A 20,779-nucleotide genomic window follows, 5' to 3' on the forward strand; every position below is an offset into this window, starting at 1 on the left:
AATTTAATGATAAAAAATCACGTTGCAACTGTTATAAACCATTTTTTCCTGTTTGCAAATTGAATTATGCATTAGCTATATTTATTCAGTGCTCAGCTACAACTGGAAAAAATTTACCAAAATGTTAAAATTGTCTACCTTTCCTTTATATATATAATTCACTCATAATCTAATGACGTAAGAAAAATAAAAATATGTCAACACAAACACTGCGTATCGCAACAAGGAAAAGTCCATTAGCAATGTGGCAAGCGATTTTCATAAAAACACAATTAGAAAAGCATCATCCAACACTAACGATTGAACTTATTCCGATGAGTACTCAAGGTGATATCCTACTTGATACTCCCCTGGCTAAAATTGGTGGAAAAGGACTTTTTGTCAAAGAATTAGAAAATGCACTACTAGAAAACCGAGCTGATATTGCTGTTCATTCTATAAAAGATATTCCCGCAACTTTTCCTAATAACTTAGGATTAATGGCTATTTGCGAGAGAGGAGATCCTCGTGATGCTTTTGTATCCAATCAGTATGATTCCCTTGATGCGCTTCCAGCTGGGAGTATTATAGGAACATCAAGCCTGCGCCGCCAATGCCAACTACGTCATACCTATCCCCACTTGGTTATTCGAGATCTGCGTGGTAATGTCGGAACACGGTTGAGTAAATTAGATAATGCTGAATACGATGCTATTATTCTTGCTGCAGCTGCCTTAAAACGTCTAAGTTTAGAAACACGCATACGTATGCCGCTGGCACCAGAGCAGTCATTACCAGCAGTTGGGCAAGGTGCAATTGGTATTGAATACCGTCTAGATGACTATCACACACAACATTTTCTAGCGTCATTACATCATCATGATACTGCTATCTGTATTGAAGCAGAACGAGCCGTCAACAATCGATTGGAAGGTGGCTGCCAAGTGCCAATAGGTAGTTATGCTATTTGGCAAAATAAACAAATTTGGCTTAGAGCGCTAGTTGGTGCGCCCGATGGTAGTCAAATTATTCGTGCAGAAAGGTATTTTAAGCCTGAAGACGCTCAACAAGCGAGTATTGAACTTGCGGAGGAGTTACTCAATAACGGTGCCAAACAAATTTTTAACAAAATTTCGCCAGGAGCATTTTCTCGATGAGTATATTGGTCACGAGACCAAACCCCAGCGGTGAAAAACTTGTTCAACGTATTAGGTCATTAGGAAAAATGGCATTTCATGCTCCACTGATTGAAATTATGCCAGGTAATGAACTAGCCCTTTTGCCGGCTAAATTAGCCAGGCTAACTAATGGTGATCAGGTTTTTTTCTTATCGCCAAATGCGGTATGGCATGCTAATTCAGCACTTTATTTAGCAGGACGAAAATGGCCTGATACGCTATCCTATTATGGTATAGGACACTCAACAGCATCGACTTTTCACCGATTAACTAATTTGCCTATTCAACTATCTCAAGCTGGTGAAACTAGTGAGACATTAATTGAATTACCTGATTTACAATCAATATTAGGCAAAAAATCTTTGTTATTACGGGGTAACGGTGGACGTGAACTACTCGCCGCAACGTTAAAATCGCGCGGAAGTCATATTGATTATTGTGAGTGTTATCAACGTCAACCAATAAAATATGATCGACAAACTTTCCAGTTGCAATCGCGGCGGGCAAATATTAAAACAATTATTGTTACCAGTGGCGAAATGTTACATTTATTATTTAACTTAATTGCAGATGATGTTAAACCTTGGTTGCTTTCTCGCCACTTGATTATTGTCAGTGAACGTTTGGTCAATACTGCTTACCAATTAGGATGGCAATCAGTCAAAGTAGCCAAAAGTGCTAATAATGATGCTTTAATTCAGGCATTAATGTAAACCGATATTGAGATAATATTAATTATGACGGAACAGAATAAACCGAATGAGGTGAATGAAAACCCATCAAATGCCTCAAAAACAGCAGCGCAATCTACGGCCAAAAATGGTAACCCCCATAGGCAAAAGCGTTCTGGTCTGTTTGGTAGTATAATTACTATCGTTCTTATTATCATACTCGGTGGTGGCTTCTATTATTATCTTCATCTAAAACATCAACAAATAGTCAATGACAGCAGTGCATTAGAACAACAAATAAATGAATTACTACGTCAACAAGAAACAGAAAAACAGCAAATTAACCAATTGGTTGAATCCCAGCGTATTAGCCAGTTAGATAAGAAAGAATATGAGCAACAACTTGAACAACGCGTCGAAGAATTACAAGCAAAAATCACAACACTTTCAAGTACAGATGTGAAACGCTGGTTACTTGCCAAAGGTGATTTCTTAGCCAAAATAGCTGGCCGAAAACTTTGGAATGACTATGATCCCGTTACTGCGGTTGCCTTATTAAAAAGTGCTGATGCAAGTCTAGCAGAAATGAATGATCCTAATTTAATTGAGATCCGAAAAACACTTAATAATGATATCAGTGGGCTATCAGTTATTACCCAAATTGATTATGACGGAATTATTTTAAAGCTTAATCAACTGAGCAGTGATATCGATAATTTACGCATAAATGATAGTGCTCCCGCATAAATGATAGTGCTCCCGATGGTAACCTCATGGATAAGGATAGCACGGAACTTTCCAATAATATTCCTGATTGGAAACAAAATCTTAGCCAAAGTTGGAAAAGTTTTAGTAAAAATTTTATTACTATTCGTCGTAGGGATTTTCATGAAACTCCTTTACTTGCACCAAATCAGGACATTTACCTACCCGCCAATATTCGAGCACAACTGCTTATTGCCGCCCAAGCCATACCTCCTCATCAAGAGCAAATTTACAAACAATCTTTAGAGCAAGTTTCAACCTGGATTCGAATTTACTTTAATACCAACGACGCGGCAACAAAAGCCTTCCTTACCGAAGTCGATAAACTGATTGAACAACCGATTACAATGGATATTCCCAGCGAGTTAAAAAGTTTATTACTACTCGATAAAGCGTTGCAAAAGCGTATTCAAGGGAAAATCCCTTCTTCTCCAACACCGAAACCACAAAAAACGCAACCAACCAACGAAAAGAGAACAAATCATCACATAAAAATAGTTCCCCCTGCTCCAACAGAAGAAGCGGTAAAACCTAGCAATAAAACTGCCCAGGAGGGAACGGCATGATAAAAGTACTGATCCTTTTTATTGTACTGATTGCTGGCATCATTATTGGTCACATTGTCGCCGGGCACCAAGGTTATGTACTGATCCAAACCAACAACTACGATATTCAAACCAGTGTAACTGGTTTAGTCATCTGTTTTATTATTTTACAATTTATTTTCTGTTTGCTTGGCTGGTGCTATCGTCGTATTCGCGGCACCTCATCATTTACCCATAATTGGCTAAAAGGCCGTAAATATCATAAAGCGCACAGTCAAACACAAAAAGCATTACTAAAATTAGCGGAAGGTGATTTTTCACAAGTCGAAAAACTACTGACAGATCATGCTGACTATGCAGAACAACCGGTTGTTAACTATCTGCTGGCAGCAGAAACTGCTGAACAACGCTGTGATGAGTATCGTACCAATCAATATCTTGAGCGCGCAGCAGAAGTCGCGGGTAGTAACCATCAACTTCCTGTTGATATTACACGTGTGCGTATACAACTTGCTGAAGGTAAAATTCATGCAGCATGCCACGGTGTTGATAAATTACTGGATCAGGCACCACACGGCACCCTGAAGTCTTAAGAATGGCAGAAAAAGCCTATCAACGTTCAGGAGGTTATCAAGCGCTTATTGAACTTTTGCCTATTATGCAAAAAGAAAAGTTATATAGTGCAGAAGAGATCGATAAATTACGTAAAGACGCCTATAAAGGTTTGATTAATCAATATATGGCTGAAGGTGGCAGCGAAAATTTAAAAAATTGGTGGCAGTCTCAAGGACGTAAAATACGTCATGATCTGGTACTACAATCGATCATTGCTGCTTGCCTTATTGAATGCGACGATAGCGAAGCAGCAGAAAAAATTATTATTACAGGCTTAAAACAGCAATATGATCAGCATCTTTTATTGCTGGTTCCTCGTTTACAAATTAACGATAGCAAAGCAATGAATAAAATCCTGATCAATCTAATAAAACAGTCAGGTGGCGCTACTCCCTTACTAAATAGTACATTAGGTCAACTTGCATTACAGCATGGCGAATGGGCAAGAAGCGGAAAAGTATTTTAAGTCTGCTTTAGCACAACGTCCTGATGCTCACGACTTTGCTTGGCTTGCTGATGCTTTAGATAAACAACATAAAGTGGAAGAAGCAGCACAAATTCGCCAACATGGCTTACTTTTTTTATTAAAGCATGAAAATTGATGACTCCCTATTCTCTATTGTCTTGATCCCGCCTCTAACTTATGGAGGCTTTTTTACCTTTATCGATTGATTTGACATTTTTAACGTAAAACTTTTGGATCAAATAGCATGAATAATACTATTTAATAATTACCTGTTGAATAAAATTTTAGCTTTGTTAAATAATTAACAAAACAAAAAACACCTATCTTTTGATAGGTGTCAAAATACAATCTGTTCTACAGACGGATTGTGCCTCACTCAACGTTGCGTCCGGTTGGTGATGGATATTTATGCATCGATAACGTGGACAATAGGCACATCAAATTGGCTCTGCGTCATCCAATAGTTTATAGTTTATAGTTTATGAAGCTTAAAGCTATCACAAGAAGCAGGATGAGCATTTACACTCTATCTTAGAGCATAATTCATGCCAAATATTACTTTTTACTCAAAGATAATCTTTTTTCGCCCACTATTAAATAAATATTCACCAATTAACTATTGTTTTCTTTTTAACAAAATAATTTTATTTACTTTAATTGCCACAATTCACGATACACATTATCAAACTGTCTTTTATTAGAGACGTTATAGCAATATTTATATTTTTTCTTTATTTTTCATGAAATAAAATGTCTCTATATTGAGACATCAATTACTAGCTTTGTTGTTAAAACACGACAAACTTTTAAAAATAGATAAAAACAATATCTTAAATACAATTGTGCTATTTTTTCGCTATAAAAATGGGGAAGTCGATGTTGACAGATAACGCGTATAAATTAATTTATTCACACTTACTTGTTTAACTAAATATAATGGGTATAATTAGCATAGCTCTTTATTAGCCGCTTATTACGCTCTCTCTACTGGCTTCTCACTCAGGCTTTTACCACCACCCTTTGAAGGCGCGTTAGGTGAAATCTCTCACGAAGTAAAAACGCATTATTCTTCATCACACAATCACCGCATTTATGCTATTTCGCATTGATAATGAAAGTCTTGTAGTTTTTAGTACATTCCGGCTTGCTTGGCTGCGCCTGCTATACATGAGCTCATGACTTACGCTACACGCTTACTCCCATATTTGGTCGGCGAGAGAGGATTTGAACCTCCGACCCACTGGTCCCAAACCAGTTGCGCTACCAGGCTGCGCTACTCGCCGAAAAAATCTCTATTTAACGATGTTTCTTATGTTATGTAGTTTCTTATGTTATGTAATTTTTAAAACTTATTTATATTATGGTGCGAAAGGGGAGACTTGAACCCCCACATCCGTAAGAATACTAACAGCTGAAGCTAGCGTGTCTACCAATTTCACCACCCTCGCAAACTGCATAAAATAAATATGGGGTGACTAATGGGATTCGAACCCACGACAACCGGAATCACAATCCGGGGCTCTACCAACTGAGCTATAGCCACCATAAAATCTTTAAAAATTCAATTTATTTTTACAACATTAATCTACTACACCGTAGTAAAGCAAGCATTAAATGGAGCGCCCGACAGGATTTGAACCTGAGACCTCTGCCTCCGGAGGGCAGCGCTCTATCCAGCTGAGCTACGGGCGCTTAACGCCGTTGCGGGCGAGGATAGTACGGATTTAATAGCATGCTGTCCAGTGATTTTTTAAATAAAAAGATTATTTGCTTATGCTTTATCCATTTCAATCATAAAATTAACCTTACCATCATTTTTCAATCAGTAAAAAAAGTTATGGCTAATCATTTTTTCATTGTTTTATGACGGAAAAGACGATTCAAAAAATAGAGCACAGAAGCAATCAATAAAAACACGCCGCCAACAATTATAGCTAAGCGACTTAATTTTGATTACACCATATTGAGTGCGAACAAAATATCTGTGTCGCATCCGAGCGCTCTTTTTTTGCATTTAGCTTGTGCCCATTTATGTTCAATTGGATTAAGATCTGGCGAATAGGTAGGCAAATATTCCACCATATGCCCTCCATCGATGATGACTTGTTGAATACTCTGTTTCTTGTGAAAAGTTGCATTATAGCTAAGCGTCTTAATTTTGATTACAAAATATATGTTCTTCTCCAATATAAATTTACTGATATAGAGTAATTACTTGTAATCATTTTAAAGTCGCCCAGCTATATCCATCATGATTACACTGTTTTTAGGAAGTACTGGGATAAGGACTTGGGTGACCCATGCATAGAAAACATCGCTGTTAATATTGATATCAAATAATCCGATAGCAAACAGCGTTTTGCCCAATAAAGCGCCGATAACATTTGTTCTTCCTTTAGCTCCCGAGTTCTTGAGACCAACAAACCGTTGACCTTTCGGGGAATAGCCGTGAGTCCGCGGGGTATCGTGTGAAAAACCACTTTCATCAATAAAAATAATATGCTTTCCTTCTTTTTCATACTGTTATTTTTTGTTGAAAGGTTTGTCGAGTGTTTTCGTCGGCTTTCGGATGACGTAGAGTTTTTATAGGTCAATCCCATTTTTTTAAGAGCTTGCCAAATGGCCTTCTGACAAACGCCAAAACGCTCTGCACGCTCTGCACGCTCTTTTTGGTAAGCATCTGGATATTGTTCAACATTTTTTATCAACTCGGATTTATCGATTTTTCGCTGACGCGTAGTCGATGCTTTTGGCTCTATTTGATTAATCCAACGCGATACAGATGCAGAGCCAATCCAAAATTGCTTCGCTGTTTCTCGGATACTCAACCCTTTTTCTTCCATCGTAAATATCACTTTACGTCTAAAATCAATTGAATAGCTCATATAAATAATGTCATCAAAATTAAGTCGCTTAGCTATAATGATAAACGCGTATCTGGATTAATTGCCATACCAACAAGTACACATGCCAAAAAAAGCAGGGTCAAATAATTCACGTAAGGAAATAATACTGATTTAAAAGTATGTTGGGGTAATTGCTGTTGATGTACTTGCCGAAAAGGCAATTGACTCAATAAAATAACAAACCAGGGTATCATTCCAGGCAATACACTTGCACTATAAACATATACAAAAACCGCTTATGGATCAGGGATAATATAGTTGAGACCTGAGCCAACAATAAGGCACAAAATTGTTAGCATAATACATCGTGCAAGCACACCATTTGCAGTCACTTTCAATAAAGATTTTGGCAGTTGACCATTCTGTGCTAAAGCATAGATCATGCCCCCGCCACACTATACATGCCACTATTACAGCCTGATAATGCCGCTGTAAGTACCACAAAATTAATTACCGCAGCTGCCGATACAATACCTACTTTGGCAAAAATTAGCACAAATGGACTACCATTTTGACTAATCTCTGTCCAAGGAAATAACGTTACAACAATAAAAATGGCACCGACATAAAAAATCAAAATTCGCCATAAAATATTATTAATAGCTTTCTTTAATGGGACCTGGTGATTTTTTGCTTCTCTCGCAGTAATACCAACTAATTCAACGCCTTGATAAGAGGCAATCACAATACAAAGCGCAAATAAAAAGCTTTGCCAGCCACCGGCAAAAAAACCACCATGCTCAGTCAAATTAGCTAAATCAATCGGTTCAAAGTTATTGCCAATACCAACAAAAATCAACCCTAATCCAATCAAGATCATCACAATAATCATGGTAACCTTAATCATAGCAAACCAGAATTCCAATTCACCGTACAAGCGTACTGCGGCCAGATTAGCTAATGTAACAAGTACAACTGCAATCAACGCAAAAATCTATTGTGGAACCTCAGGAAACCAGAATTCCGCGTAAACACCAATCGCTGTGATCTCTGATATACCAACAGCGACCCACATGAACTAATAACTCCATGCTGTTAAACATTCCCAATAATGGCTCAAATATTTATAACCAAACGAGGCAAAAGCGCCAGTAACAGGTTCAAGAAACAGCATTTCTCCCATTGAACGCATAATAAAAAAACAAATAATCCAGCAACAATATAAGCCAGTAATACAGAAGGTCCTGCCCACTTTAACGTATTGGTAGAACCCATAAATAAACAAACACCAATTGTTCCACCTAATGCAATAAGTTCAATATGTCTCGCTTCAAGGCCACGAATGAGACCTTGTCTCCGGTTTCCCCATAGCAATTTCTTGCCCTTTCAATAATCACTTAATACCATATGATCTTCATGGTCAAAAATGACAGATAATAGTGCCATAATGAAAACATGTTTTTAATAATAATGAAATAAAAATTTATAAATGTAATCAAAATAGTGTTAATTGCTCAACAAGGAAAAAACAGTTGTCAGCCAAAAACCCTATTTAAAAGAAGACATAGCAGATAGAATTGAAATTTACTACTTTTAAAACAAACCTTTACGATAGAAATAATATAAAAATAAAAAACTACAGTTTGCCACTATAATAGTAACCCAGAAAGCGTAATAATTTTATCTGTCGTTTGATACGACTCGGTTGAGAAAGCAATCTATATAACCATTCCAATCCTAATTGTTGCCATAATTTAGGTGCTCGTTTTACATGTCCGGTAAAAACATCGTAAGTACCACCTATTCCCATATAAAGTGCATCTGGATATACTTGCCGGCAATCCCGGATAAAAATTTTTTGCCTTGGGGAATCCATTGCTACCGTAACAATTTTTGCTCTACTAGCCTTGATGTGCTCAAATAATATTTCACGTTGTTCCGGCTTAAAATAACCGTCCTGGCTACCAACAATATTTACCTGCCACTGAGTACGAAGCTTATTTTCAGTCTGTTTAAGAATTTTCGCTTTTCCAGAAAGCAGAAACACAGGTACAGCTTTTTGACCTGCAATTGCCATCAATGCTTCCAACAAATCAGAACCCGCAATACGTGAAACCTTTGCTTGTGGGTATTTACCACGAACCGCTCTGACAATACTGATACCATCAGCATAGAGATATTTTGTTTCAGCTAGCAACGAATTTAAGTTACGGTCTTGCTCTGCTGTTAGGACTTTTTCCGCATTGATAGCCACCAATGCTCCATGCTTAACTTCTTGATCTGAAAATAGGTAATTAAGGAAATGGGTTATATCATGAAAACCCCAAATAAGATGACCTCGAATATCATATTTCGCGATCACTTGTTGCTTCATACATTACTCCAGTAAGCTATTATTTAGCTTATTTTTTACAATCATTCGTGGTATATATGCGAATTAAACCGGCTTTGGCAAATAACCAATAAACCAGTTTGGCAACAAACAAACAAAGCACAAATACCAAGCCAAAAAACACCACCCGCGATACGAAAGAGTCTACCCCTTCACGAACCAGGACAATAATATTAAAAATAGCGCCAAAACAGAAAACTTGCAGAATAACGGCTTTATAATGATTAATTTCAATCTTACTTTTTTCATAAAGCCAATCAAACCATTTAATAATTAAGCCAACGTCAATTGCACCGATAGGAATAAACATAACCCCATCCATAACCACTAAAGAACCAATTAATGTGGGCGATATAGCTAAACCAGAGTGATTATCAAGCACTTGCCAGGTAAAATAATTGGCTGAATTCAATACCGTATCAGGTCGTTCAGGTCATAACCAAGTGGGAATAAAAACATAAAAATCACGTACAATAGGCCCTAATCCTTGGAATTCGATTTTGTGATACTTATCAAGTAACAGAGCCAAATTTTCCCATGGCGAAAAGGTATCACGTGTTAAATAGAGAAAAGTATAAAAAACTTCCGCACCACTAACATCTAATCCATAACGCTTTAATGCTAACCAAAACATACCAATAATACTAATAACACCAGCGATAATTAGCATCCATAAATTAATCCAGCCATGGACGATGCCGATAAATAGGAAAAGCGCAAAGGCGATAATAATATTAGCCCGTGTTCCAGCGACAACCAGATAAGTGAGTACCCCAAAAGCAACTGTGCTAAAGAGAAAAAATAACCAGCGATACTGGGTCGGCTTTAAAAAATAGACAATTAACATTGCCGGAATGAAAAAAATAAAAAAAACGTTTTAATGCTACACTTGAAACTTCACTAGAAAAAATCTGTCTATAAGACTGTAAACGAAACAGTAAAAAGCCATTTTGTAAGAAAAATATTGCTACTGTCACTATAGCAATGAGCATCAACAAGAGACAAGTTAGCCGCGTTTCTACCCCATTCATAGTGAATAACGACTGTTCAGATTGTTGGACACCCGTTCGCAAGCGGGTTTTGTAAGCGATATAATAAACAATATAAAAACTGATGGATGATAGCAGCGCATTAAATAATGCATTGGTTGATACCACATTAACATCAAATTGAAAAACAAGTAATCCCGTTAATGGAAAACCAAAATAGAACGTTAATAAATAAAGTAGAGAGAAAAAGATATTAAAATTGAAGCGTACTCGTCGAAATTCACGATATGCACGATATGTTAGTGCCAAAATTAATATCAGAGAGATAAAATAGGCAATCGATAAGCCACCAAATTCCATCATAGTCATTACTGCTCTCCTATCGATGTTAATGCAGCTTGCCATCCTTTAATAAAATTAGGGTTAAAAAAAGCTATTTCGCTTCTATCCGTTAACATCATTTTCTGTCGGAGGGTATCCAGTTGCCGTTCATCTAATTGATCATCATAAAATAGAAAAGCTACAGACTGCTCAATAAGATCCTGCCAAAAGTAATTTTGCCGGCTAATAATAAAAGGAATGCCAAACTGAATTAATAAGCACAATGTGCCTATACCTTGCTGTCGTTTGAAAATAAAGTAACCTAAATCAGAACAAACGCAGTAAAGTGAGATAATCATCAAAAACCATTTTTTCCTTAATAATTGTCAGGTCTCCATTAGGAAAATAATTTCCTGCCGCTTGGGCAACTTCGGCAATATATACTTCATTATTAGCGGGATATCCCATAGAAACAAAAATTTCGACCGGCTGAAAAGCAAACTGCTTTTTAATAGCTTGTAACGCTTCAATATGTCGATTGGATTTATCACCTGAGTTACCAAGAAAAATTGTCACTTTATCCGTTTGATTAATCGATTTTTCATAGACGGTTAAGGCTGGATCCATTTTCGTTGGAAAATAGAGTAGTGATGTTGGTATAGCTGGATTTAACTGAAAAAAATAATTTAAATCCCCTCGGGTAGCAAAAACATGCCCTACCCGTTTAAATGCCAGACGCTGAAAATAATAAAATAATTTAAATTTCAATGCAGCTGAGTCTTCATAGAGATCAGCTCCCCAAATATGCCATAAAAATTGTCGTCGACGGATCTTGCCAAACAATAATGCCAACCAAATTGATACATTAAATTGACCATGAAAAAAGAATTGGCAATTTCTATCTGTTTTTGCTTGTATAGCGATAACTTTAGCAATCGCTTTTTTATTATCAAATTGGTTAATGTGTAGTCGTGGATAGCGTGATGCTAGAGTGAGATCACGGCTAACAACCATAAACTGTCTTTTTTCTGGTGATGGTATTGACGAAAATAAAACATCATTAAAAAATGCTAACACTGTCTGATTATGATGTGAGATATCAGAGCCTAATACATGAATTAAGGTTTTCATGTGCGTCTGCGGTAAAGATAGAATATGCCACTACAAAGCATAAAATAAACAATATAAGTTGCCATATAAGCCTGGGCAGCACCTAACGCGCCGTAAGCTTCTGGTTATTAACCAATAAGCAAACCCTGTTAACAGCGCAAATTGAGTCACCTCCGTTAAAATGTAAAACCGTAATGCCGGCCTTAGCAATAACTAAATAACCAAATACATAAGCGCCTACTTTCAATACATCACCAATCAACTGCCAAGCAAAGAGATCGCGCATTGCAATAAACTTATCGGAAAAAAGCAGCCAAATTGCGAGATCTCCTAATAGCCATACGGTAAAACTGCCTAACGCAACCGCCCGTAAAACAAACTTCAAAGCTTTAAAAATTTCTGCACTAATCTCATCTCTATGCTGCAATTTAGCTAAAGTTGGCAATAAATAAACACGGTAAAAGATGCGGTAATAAACTGTAAATAGGCATCTGAAATACTACTCACTGCCTGCCAAATACCCACTTCATCCCAACTATAACGCTCAGCCAATAAATTTCTCATCATAATATAAGCAACCGGCAACGTGACTGAGGTTATTAACGTCATTAAGGTGAATTTAGCTAAGTAATGACCAATGGTACTATTCCACCTTGGTTTAAAATATGATAAATTCAGCTGTTTATGACGTAAGATCATGAACGCGGCTGGTACAACAATTAATGCAGGAACTAAAGCCAATCCTATTAGCGCCCCTTGATAACCATTTAATCTAAAAAAAATAGTAAGCAATCACGCCTGCTAAGCTACCAACGATAATCGATAGTGCATTACCTTTCGCATCACAGTAACCTTTTAGTATCGCCAAAAAATAATTCGGATAAGCGATCCCCATTTGTATCAATCCTAAGGCACAAATAACCATTTGATAATGGGTATGACCAAATAGCGCCAGACTGATAAATGAGCTAAATAGTAAAAAAATAAACGCTAATAGGGTTGAAAAACCCAAAATAATTAATGATGAGGTACCTAATACAGCACCTAGTTTTGTTGGTGTCTGATGATATTCAGCGACATATTTAGTTACGCCATTGAAGATCCCTGCACCAGATAAAGCACCAAGTACAGTAATTAGTTGACGGAAATTTCCCGCCTGACCAACACCGCTCGGACCAAAAGTGACTGCCAATAATTTGATAACAACTAACCCTGCCCCAATTTTTATTAAGGTTGAAATAGCTGTCCAAACAGACGCTTTAGCTAATGACATATTAAGCAAAAAAACATTGGATTTGATTGATCACTTGTTGCTGCTCTTCACCGGTAAGATTATAAAACATCGGTAAACGAACTAAACGATCACTTTCCTTCGTCGTATAACAATCATCACCATGAAAACGGTCAAATTTATGACCTGCTGGACTAAAGTGTAAAGCAACATAATGAAATACTGACAAAATATTTGCTGCTTGCATATGCTTATTAAACGCGGTTCTTTGTTCAATATCTTTTAATTTGATATAGAACATATGGGCATTATGTTCTATATCTGCCGGTATAACCGCCAAATCTAATTTACCTACTTCAGCGAAAGGTTTAAGCCGCTTGATAATATTTTTTCCATAACGCTAGCCTACGCTGATTAATTTTATTCGCCTGCTCCAATTGCGCCCATAAATAAGCGGCTTGTAGATCTGACATTAAGTAATTAGAACCAATGTCTCGCCAAGTATATTTATCAACTTGGCCACGGAAAAATTGACTGCGATCCGTGCCTTTTTCCCGCACAATTTCTGCTCGCTCGATAAATGACGGTTCATTAATCAGTATCGATCCTCCTTCACCACCGCAAGAGTAATTTTTTGTTTCATGAAAACTATAACAACCAATATGCCCTATCGTTCCAAGCGCTTTCCCGTTATAAGTGGACATAACACCTTGAGCCGCGTCTTCAACAACATAGAGATGGTGTTTTTTTGCCAATGCCATAATGGTACCCATCTCACAAGCCACACCAGCATAGTGAACAGGGACAATAGCGCAAGTTTTTGCCGTGATCGCCGCTTCAATTTTAGTCTCATCCATATTCATGGTATCAGGCCGTATATCCATAAAGACAATCGTTGCGCCCCTTAGCACAAAAGCATTAGCAGTAGAAACAAAGGTAAAACTTGGCATAATGACTTCGTCGCCAGGTTTAATATCAAGCAAAATCGCCGCCATTTCCAAAGAGGCGGTACAAGAAGGTGTCAACAGCACTTTCGGACACTGGAAATGCTTTTCCATCCACTCTTCACAACGCTGAGTAAAGTGCCCATCACTACATAATTTGCCACTCTGCATGGCTTCTTGCATGTAACTTAATTCAGTACCAATAATCGGTGGTTTATTAAATGGGATCATGTCATCCTCGATATAACCAATAAGCTGTGCTTTCAATTTGTGCACCCATTTGTGAATAGAGACGCATAGCAAAAATATTGCTGATTTGAGTCGCTATCCTTAATCGCTCTACCCCTTCCTGCTCACACCATTGATAGGCAGCTGCTAGTAATTGTTTACCAACCTCTTTTCCCTGATGGGCTGGAGCGGTGGCTAATAAACCAATACGCGCCTCTTTTCAGTTGGCAGTTTCCTTATGGTGACAAAACCTTGAATATTTCCTTGCTTATCGTTAACTAATAAACAAAGATCATCAAAAGTACCCTTAACTGCTTTTTCAAGCCAAACAGAATAAAAACGGGCATTATCTGTTAATTGATACCAGGGCGGGCGAAAACAACTATATGAAAAAGCCTTAGCCGCAATACTTTTCAATATTTCAATATCCTGTTCCGTCGCCACAGCTAGATCTAAACTGTGATTTTTTTGCCCTACTGGCAATATCTAGACAAAAATCGATTTCACCTTCTACCAGCCAAAACCCATCGCCAATATTGCATCAATCTGTTTAGTATCAGCGGTAGCAATTTTAGCTTGCACAATATCGTAGTCAACTAGTTGATCTAATGAGACAATTGTTGCATCGAGCGCAAAATGTAACTTGGCCGTTTTACGCTTAAAGAAAGCACTTTCCCAACTGAGTATTTCAATATTCGCGTGGATAGACATGCAGAAAATCCTGTAAATATTGCCCATAACCGGTTTTCGCCAGTTTTTCCGCTGATTTTTTAACCTGTTCATCCGTCAACCAACCGTTACGCCATGCTATTTCTTCCAGACAAGCGATTTTAAATCCCTGCCTTTTCTCAACGGTTTGCACAAACATACTCGCTTCAATCAAACTGTCATGGGTGCCGGTATCTAACCAAGCAAATCCGCGTCCCAACAGCTCAACATTTAGCTCTCCACGCTCAAGATACATTTGATTCAGACAGGTGATCTCAAGTTCTCCACGTAGCGAAGGTTTAATTTTTTAGCAAAGTCAATTACTTGATTATCATAAAAATAGAGGCCAGTAACCGCCCAGTTAGATTTAGGTTGCTGAGGTTTTTCTTCAATAAACAGTACTTTGAACTTTTCATCAAATTCAACTACGCCAAAACGTTCAGGATCCATCACCTGATACGCAAAAATTGTTGCTCCCGACTGACGAGCCACCACAGATTTCAATTTATCGCTAAAAGCCTGCCCAAAATAAATATTATGTCACCTAATATCAAACAGCAAGCATCATCACCTATAAAACTTTCACCGATCAAAAACACCTGCGCTAATCCGTCCGGCAAAGGTTGTGCGGCATAACTGAAATGAACACCAAAGGCATCACCATCGCGAAGTAACCGTTGATAATTAGGCAGATCTTCAGGCGTGGAAATAATCAATATTTCTCGGATACCGGCCAACATCAGTACCGAAAGGGGATAGTAAATCATCGGTTTATCATAAATAGGTAACAGTTGTTTAGAAACTCCTCGTGTAATAGGGTACAAACGAGTTCCAGAGCCACCAGCAAAAACAATGCCTTTCATCACCTCTCCTCGTTTCCTATTTTTGTCGCGATGCCTAGACGTTCACCTGCATATGAACCGTCTTGCACATGGCGCCACCAGGTTTCATTGTTCAAATACCATTCAACGGTTTTACGAATACCCGATTCAAAGGTCTCTTGTGGTTTCCATCCTAACTCTTGTTCTATCTTGCTAGCATCAATAGCATAACGAACATCATGGCCTGGACGATCCGCGACATAGGTAATTAAATCACAATAGTGAGCCACACCTTCAGGCTTAACCGGACGTAACTCTTCGAGCAAGCAGCAAATTGTCTTTACTACATCAACATTTTTACGTTCATTATGGCCACCAATATTATAAGTTTTACCTCCATCGGCTTGACTGATGACTAAATGTAATGCACGGGCATGATTTTCAACATACAGCCAATCACGTATCTGTTCACCTTGACCATAAACAGGCAATGATTTACCAGCTATGGCGTTCAAGATCATCAAAGGAATTAATTTTTCAGGGAAGTCATAAGGGCCATAATTATTTGAGCAATTGGTCACCAAAGTCGATAAGGGATAAGTACGCTGCCAGGCTCTAACTAAATGGTCACTGGAAGCCTTCGAAGCTGAGTAAGGGCTACTCGGTGCATAAGGGGGGTTGTTTCGGTAAATAGCCCCTCAGTGGTATGCAGATCGCCATAAACTTCATCGGTAGAAATATGATGGAAACGAAATGACTGTTTTTTCTGCGGGTTCAAATGATTCCAATAATTGCGAGCAGCCTCCAATAAAAGATAAGTACCGACAATATTGGTTTCGATAAAGGCGGCTGGCCCATCGATCGAGCGATCAACATGACTTTCTGCCGCTAAATGCATAATAGCATTAGGTTGATATCGCTGAAAAATTTCATTAATTTCCGGTCGATCACAAATATTTATTTTGGCAAAAGCATAGCGAGGACTTTCTCTCACTGACGCTAACGATTCCAGATTACCAGCATAAGTCAAATTATCAGCCACTAGCACACTATCGTTAGTATGCTCAATGATATAACGAACAACCGTTAGTATGCTCAATGATATAACGAACAACTGCCGAACCAATAAATCCAGCCCCACCAGTAATTAAAATACGTTTCAACGCCAAACTCCTTTGGTATCAACTACCCATTTTTGTCGGATTTGTTCACCCTTAATCGCCTTAAATTTTTTATGATCAACCAGTAACAAAATAATATCTGCATTAGCAACGGCAACTTCAGTAGAGACCAATTGACAAAGACCTTTCAGTACATTTGGCAATTTATTAATATTAGGTTCTACTACATAAGTGATACCAGTATGCCAATTTGCAATCATTTTAGTGATTTGCATAGAGGGGCTTTCTCGTAAATCATCAATATCCGGTTTAAAGGCTAAACCGAAGACCGAAGCAGGCAATTTTAATTTCATTTGCCCGTTTGCTTGTTTCGGTTAAACAATCAGCTAATATTGTCTTGACCTGATCGAACATCCAAATTGGCTTTCTGTCATTAACCAAACGGGCTTTCTGGATCAAACGAGATTGCTTTGGATTCTGAGCAACAATGAACCAAGGATCGACTGCAATAAAATGGCCTCCAACACCTGGACCTGGCTGTAAAATATTGACCCGTGGGTGACGATTGGCCAAGTTAATCAACTCCCAAACATTAATCCCTTGTTCTGCGCAAAATAAAGAGAGTTCATTGGCAAAAGCAATATTTATATCGCAAAAACTATTTTCTGTTAATTTACACATTTCTGCCGTTTTGGCATTCGTGATCACACACATTCACCCGGTAAGGAAAATACGATATAACTCACTGGCTCGTTGGGATGATTTCATCGTCATGCCGTCGATTACCCGATCATTTTTGATCAACTCAACCATGACTTTGCCTGGTAAAACCCGCTCAGGGCAATAAGCAATATCAATATCTGAGTTTTCACCCTGTTGCTGTGGAAATGTCAGATCAGATCGCATAGCTGCTAGCCGCTGTGCGATTTGCTCCGTCGCTCCAGTTGGCGAGGTAGACTCTAGAATAATCAAATCGCCTTTTTTCAATAATGGCGCTATTGATTCTGCCGCTGCCATGACATAAGAGAGATCAGGCTGATGATCATCTTTAAACGGTGTAGGAACCGCAATTAAAAACGCATCTGCCCTTTGCGGTGTAGTAAACGCTTTTAAATAGCCAGCTTCTACGGCTGTTTTTACCGTTTTATCTAAATCGGGTTCAACAATATGAATTTTACCTTGATTAATCGTATCCACCGCATGTTGATTAACATCAACCCCAATTACTTTTTTCTGCCGAGCAGCGAAAGCGACAGCAGTCGGTAAACCGATATAACCTAAACCAATAACAAAAATAGTTTCAAAACTCATAATGTCACCTGATTTTTCTTCAACGCTTCAAGAATTCGCTGGCATGCTTTACCATCACCATAAGGATTATGCGCCCGGCTCATTTTCTCGTATGCATGGTCATCTGTAAGTAATTGTGTTACGGCTTGAACAATATTTTCTGTTTGCGTACCCACTAAACGTACCGTAGCAGCTTCAACCGCTTCAGGTCGCTCAGTAGTATCACGCATCACTAATACTGGCTTACTTAAAGCTGGCCCTTCTTCTTGAATACCCCCTGAATCTTTCAGGATCAAATAAGCGTTATTCATTAAATAAATAAAAGGTAAATAATCCTGTGGATCAATCAGGTTTATATTATTAATACCCTGCAAAATGCGTTGCACTGGTTCAGTGACATTAGGATTAAGATGAACCGGATAGAAAACTTGAACATCAGGATGATTTTTGGCAATTTCAGTTAATGCATGACAAATACGTTCAAATCCGCTACCAAAACTTTCCCGCCTATGCCCTGTAACCAGTAGCATTTTTTTATTTTGGTCAAGAAAAGGGTATTGCGCGGCAAGGCTTGATCGTATTTTGGCATCATTGATAACCTTATCACGCACCCAAAACAACGCATCGATTACAGTGTTACCAATAACAAAAATACGATTAGCAGGGATCGATTCATGCTGTAAATTTTTTCGTGAATACTCGGTAGGCGCAAAGTGATACGTTGCCAGATGGCTGGCAATTTTATGATTGGCTTCTTCCGGCCAGGGAGAATATAAGTTACCAGTACGCAATCCTGCTTCAACATGACCAACCAGAATACGCTGATAAAAAGCAGACAGGCTGGTTGCCATCGTGGTAGCAGTATCACCATGAACCAATACCACATCGGGTTTAAAAGATAACAATACGGGTTTCATTCCTTCAAGAATACGACAGGTAATATCCGTTAAATCTTGTCCCGGTGTCATAATATCTAAATCATAATCAGGTGTTATCTCAAAAAGATGCAATACCTGATCCAACATTTCTCTATGTTGAGGAGTTACGCAAACTTTCGACTCAAAAGCCTTATCGTTTGTCAAAGCATGTACCAGTGGAGCCATTTTTATGGTTTCAGGACGAGTACCAAACACAGTCAACACTTTCACAGTGACTCTTTTTTTATTGTAACCTCATCTACTAATGAGATGTATCATCAATAATGATTTTACCTTCAACATATTAATAGTTTGTTGAAGTCATCTATTGCTATATGTTTAGCAAATAATTAGGTATTACGTCTTAACAACACAATACCTATTCCACTTAAGGCACCAATCATTCCCCAAATGACCATCATTAATGCTCGACGAGGGCTATCACGTTTAACGGGATCTTCTGGTGTTCTTAAATAGCGATAAGTTTGAAAATTATTCTTGAGAGCGGGTTCTAAATTTAATGTCGTTAACATCGCTATATTTTGATCATAGCTTTCATCATAATTAGGCCCTGTTGCCTGTAATGTCTCAATTTCTGCTTGTAATAATGAAGTACTTAATAGAAACATTTCTGAATCAGGCAGCTGATCGATGGGAACATCAACTTTATTACGTAAAATACCTTGCTTTTGCGCAACTTTGAACGATTGCTGTAGGTTATTTAAACGCCGTTCATAATTTGCCTTTGCGACCAATTTCCTGGCGTTTAATTAATGCTTTTAAAGACTGTGCCTTTGCTGCCCACGCGCCTTTAATCTGTTCATTAAGATTAAAACTAGTTCGTTTGTTGGCAAAAAAATATATTCACGTAGTAATCGGTTTGTATCAGTAGCCGTCTCAGCAACTAATTTTACATTATAGCTAGGCGACTTTAAAATGATTACAAGTAATTACTCTATATCAGTAAATTTATATTGGAGAAAAACATATATTTTTGTAATCAAAATTAAGACGCTTAGCTATATTATGAAGTATCTTATTATCATCTTGGGGGAGTGAATTGAATATCATCAATTAATTCATCAAGTAATGCAGCATCAGCCTTAGCATTTCTTTCCATGCGGGTTTTATAGTAATCACTATTTAACCAAAACTCTCGCCGGGTATCATAAGAACCTACTTGAGTAGTAAATTCTTGATAAACCTGATTCGAAATTGTTGGCAACTGATTATCCTGTCTTTCATTAATATGAATATGCGAATCCAAATTTCGCAAAAATTGCTGCTGGGAATAATATGCACCTAAATTATTAACTGTAGGTAAATCAGTGACAGCATTAGCACTCCATTTTTGTGGCATCATGGTAAGAAACGATCAATGCAACAGCTGAAAAAATAAATGCTAAAGAGATAATTCATATTTTTCCCTGCCATAGCGCACAAAATAAACTTCTAATATCTAGCTCATATTCAAGAGACTGTCAGTGAGAATTAGGTTTGGGTTGTGTTTCTGATTTTGTCACTGCTATAGCTAAGCGACTTAATTTTGATTACACCATATTGACTGCGAACAAAATATCTGTGTCGCATCCGAGCGCTCTTTTTTTGCATTTAGCTTGTGCCCATTTATGTTCAATTGGAT

6 protein-coding genes, 4 tRNA genes and 14 pseudogenes are annotated in these 20,779 nt (G+C 37.9%); 4 read left to right on the plus strand and 20 right to left on the minus strand.

Features of this window, described 5'->3' with window-relative positions; translation table 11 throughout:
- Positions 1 to 194 precede the first annotated feature (194 nt).
- The 4 genes and pseudogenes from hemC to hemY all read left to right on the plus strand — a co-directional run bounded on the left by hemC (position 195) and on the right by hemY (position 4,355).
- On the plus strand, positions 195 to 1,136 hold the full coding sequence (hemC, locus tag ARSQ2_RS01455) for a hydroxymethylbilane synthase (RefSeq protein WP_181994121.1): 942 nt from the start codon (positions 195 to 197) through the stop codon (positions 1,134 to 1,136).
- Positions 1,133 to 1,870 (plus strand): uroporphyrinogen-III synthase, encoded by a 738-nt coding sequence (hemD, locus tag ARSQ2_RS01460; protein ID WP_181994122.1) that lies wholly within the window; start codon positions 1,133 to 1,135, stop codon positions 1,868 to 1,870. The genes hemC and hemD overlap by 4 nt, the downstream gene beginning before the upstream one ends.
- Positions 1,871 to 1,894: 24 nt before the next feature.
- Positions 1,895 to 3,159, plus strand: a pseudogene (gene hemX / locus ARSQ2_RS14470) (uroporphyrinogen-III C-methyltransferase).
- A pseudogene (hemY, locus tag ARSQ2_RS01470) lies at positions 3,156 to 4,355 on the plus strand (protoheme IX biogenesis protein HemY). Before hemX ends, hemY begins: the two co-directional pseudogenes overlap by 4 nt.
- Before the next feature lie 1,070 nt (positions 4,356 to 5,425).
- Here hemY and ARSQ2_RS01475 read toward each other — a convergent pair.
- The 20 genes and pseudogenes from ARSQ2_RS01475 to ARSQ2_RS14490 form a co-directional block, all read right to left on the minus strand.
- A tRNA-Pro gene (locus ARSQ2_RS01475) sits at positions 5,426 to 5,502 on the minus strand.
- Between the two features lie 78 nt (positions 5,503 to 5,580).
- Positions 5,581 to 5,667: transfer RNA gene (locus ARSQ2_RS01480), tRNA-Leu, on the minus strand.
- A 19-nt stretch (positions 5,668 to 5,686) separates the two neighbouring features.
- Positions 5,687 to 5,762: transfer RNA gene (locus tag ARSQ2_RS01485), tRNA-His, on the minus strand.
- A 72-nt stretch (positions 5,763 to 5,834) separates the two neighbouring features.
- Positions 5,835 to 5,911: transfer RNA gene (locus ARSQ2_RS01490), tRNA-Arg, on the minus strand.
- Between the two features lie 169 nt (positions 5,912 to 6,080).
- On the minus strand, positions 6,081 to 6,233 hold the full coding sequence (locus tag ARSQ2_RS01495) for a hypothetical protein (protein ID WP_181994123.1): 153 nt from the start codon (positions 6,231 to 6,233) through the stop codon (positions 6,081 to 6,083).
- Positions 6,173 to 6,718: pseudogene (locus ARSQ2_RS14475) on the minus strand (transposase). The gene ARSQ2_RS01495 and the pseudogene ARSQ2_RS14475 overlap by 61 nt, the downstream one beginning before the upstream one ends.
- Before the next feature lie 59 nt (positions 6,719 to 6,777).
- A pseudogene (locus ARSQ2_RS12185) lies at positions 6,778 to 7,104 on the minus strand (IS630 transposase-related protein); the annotation flags it as partial.
- A 35-nt stretch (positions 7,105 to 7,139) separates the two neighbouring features.
- Positions 7,140 to 8,439: pseudogene (locus tag ARSQ2_RS01510) on the minus strand (amino acid permease); the annotation flags it as partial.
- Positions 8,440 to 8,701: 262 nt separating this feature from the next.
- Positions 8,702 to 9,439: a lipopolysaccharide N-acetylmannosaminouronosyltransferase gene (wecG, locus tag ARSQ2_RS01515; protein WP_181994125.1), complete on the minus strand. Its 738-nt coding sequence runs from the start codon at positions 9,437 to 9,439 to the stop codon at positions 8,702 to 8,704.
- Between the two features lie 28 nt (positions 9,440 to 9,467).
- Positions 9,468 to 10,304: pseudogene (locus tag ARSQ2_RS14480) on the minus strand (WzyE family oligosaccharide polymerase).
- The gene (locus ARSQ2_RS14485) at positions 10,246 to 10,851 is read right to left on the minus strand and encodes a WzyE family oligosaccharide polymerase (protein ID WP_420837717.1); all 606 of its coding nucleotides are present in this window, start codon (positions 10,849 to 10,851) and stop codon (positions 10,246 to 10,248) included. The pseudogene ARSQ2_RS14480 and the gene ARSQ2_RS14485 overlap by 59 nt, the downstream one beginning before the upstream one ends.
- Positions 10,815 to 11,898: pseudogene (locus ARSQ2_RS01525) on the minus strand (TDP-N-acetylfucosamine:lipid II N-acetylfucosaminyltransferase). The gene ARSQ2_RS14485 and the pseudogene ARSQ2_RS01525 overlap by 37 nt, the downstream one beginning before the upstream one ends.
- A pseudogene (gene wzxE / locus ARSQ2_RS01530) lies at positions 11,895 to 13,150 on the minus strand (lipid III flippase WzxE). Before wzxE ends, ARSQ2_RS01525 begins: the two co-directional pseudogenes overlap by 4 nt.
- Before the next feature lies 1 nt (position 13,151).
- Positions 13,152 to 14,283 (minus strand): annotated as a pseudogene (rffA, locus tag ARSQ2_RS01535) (dTDP-4-amino-4,6-dideoxygalactose transaminase).
- Between the two features lies 1 nt (position 14,284).
- Positions 14,285 to 14,991 (minus strand): annotated as a pseudogene (gene rffC / locus ARSQ2_RS14095) (dTDP-4-amino-4,6-dideoxy-D-galactose acyltransferase).
- A pseudogene (rfbA, locus tag ARSQ2_RS01545) lies at positions 14,969 to 15,851 on the minus strand (glucose-1-phosphate thymidylyltransferase RfbA). Before rfbA ends, rffC begins: the two co-directional pseudogenes overlap by 23 nt.
- Positions 15,851 to 16,972, minus strand: a pseudogene (rfbB, locus tag ARSQ2_RS01550) (dTDP-glucose 4,6-dehydratase). The pseudogenes rfbA and rfbB overlap by 1 nt, the downstream one beginning before the upstream one ends.
- Positions 16,969 to 18,241, minus strand: a pseudogene (wecC, locus tag ARSQ2_RS01560) (UDP-N-acetyl-D-mannosamine dehydrogenase). Before wecC ends, rfbB begins: the two co-directional pseudogenes overlap by 4 nt.
- Complete coding sequence (gene wecB, locus ARSQ2_RS01565) at positions 18,238 to 19,368, minus strand: non-hydrolyzing UDP-N-acetylglucosamine 2-epimerase (protein ID WP_181994127.1); 1,131 nt, start codon at positions 19,366 to 19,368, stop codon at positions 18,238 to 18,240. Before wecB ends, wecC begins: the two are co-directional and overlap by 4 nt.
- Positions 19,369 to 19,487: 119 nt before the next feature.
- Positions 19,488 to 20,594 (minus strand): annotated as a pseudogene (locus ARSQ2_RS14490) (Wzz/FepE/Etk N-terminal domain-containing protein).
- Positions 20,595 to 20,779 lie beyond the last annotated feature (185 nt).

The sequence above is a fragment of the Arsenophonus endosymbiont of Bemisia tabaci Q2 genome, assembly GCF_902713415.1.
GTDB lineage: Bacteria > Pseudomonadota > Gammaproteobacteria > Enterobacterales > Enterobacteriaceae > Arsenophonus.

Excerpts from the sequence above, each read along its gene's own strand:
- hemC (WP_181994121.1), top strand. The coding sequence starts at position 195 with ATGTCAACACAAACACTGCGTATCGCAACAAGGAAAAGTCCATTAGCA.
- hemD (WP_181994122.1), top strand. The coding sequence starts at position 1,133 with ATGAGTATATTGGTCACGAGACCAAACCCCAGCGGTGAAAAACTTGTT.
- ARSQ2_RS01495 (WP_181994123.1), bottom strand. The coding sequence starts at position 6,233 with ATGCAAAAAAAGAGCGCTCGGATGCGACACAGATATTTTGTTCGCACT.
- wecG (WP_181994125.1), bottom strand. The coding sequence starts at position 9,439 with ATGAAGCAACAAGTGATCGCGAAATATGATATTCGAGGTCATCTTATT.
- ARSQ2_RS14485 (WP_420837717.1), bottom strand. The coding sequence starts at position 10,851 with ATGGCAAGCTGCATTAACATCGATAGGAGAGCAGTAATGACTATGATG.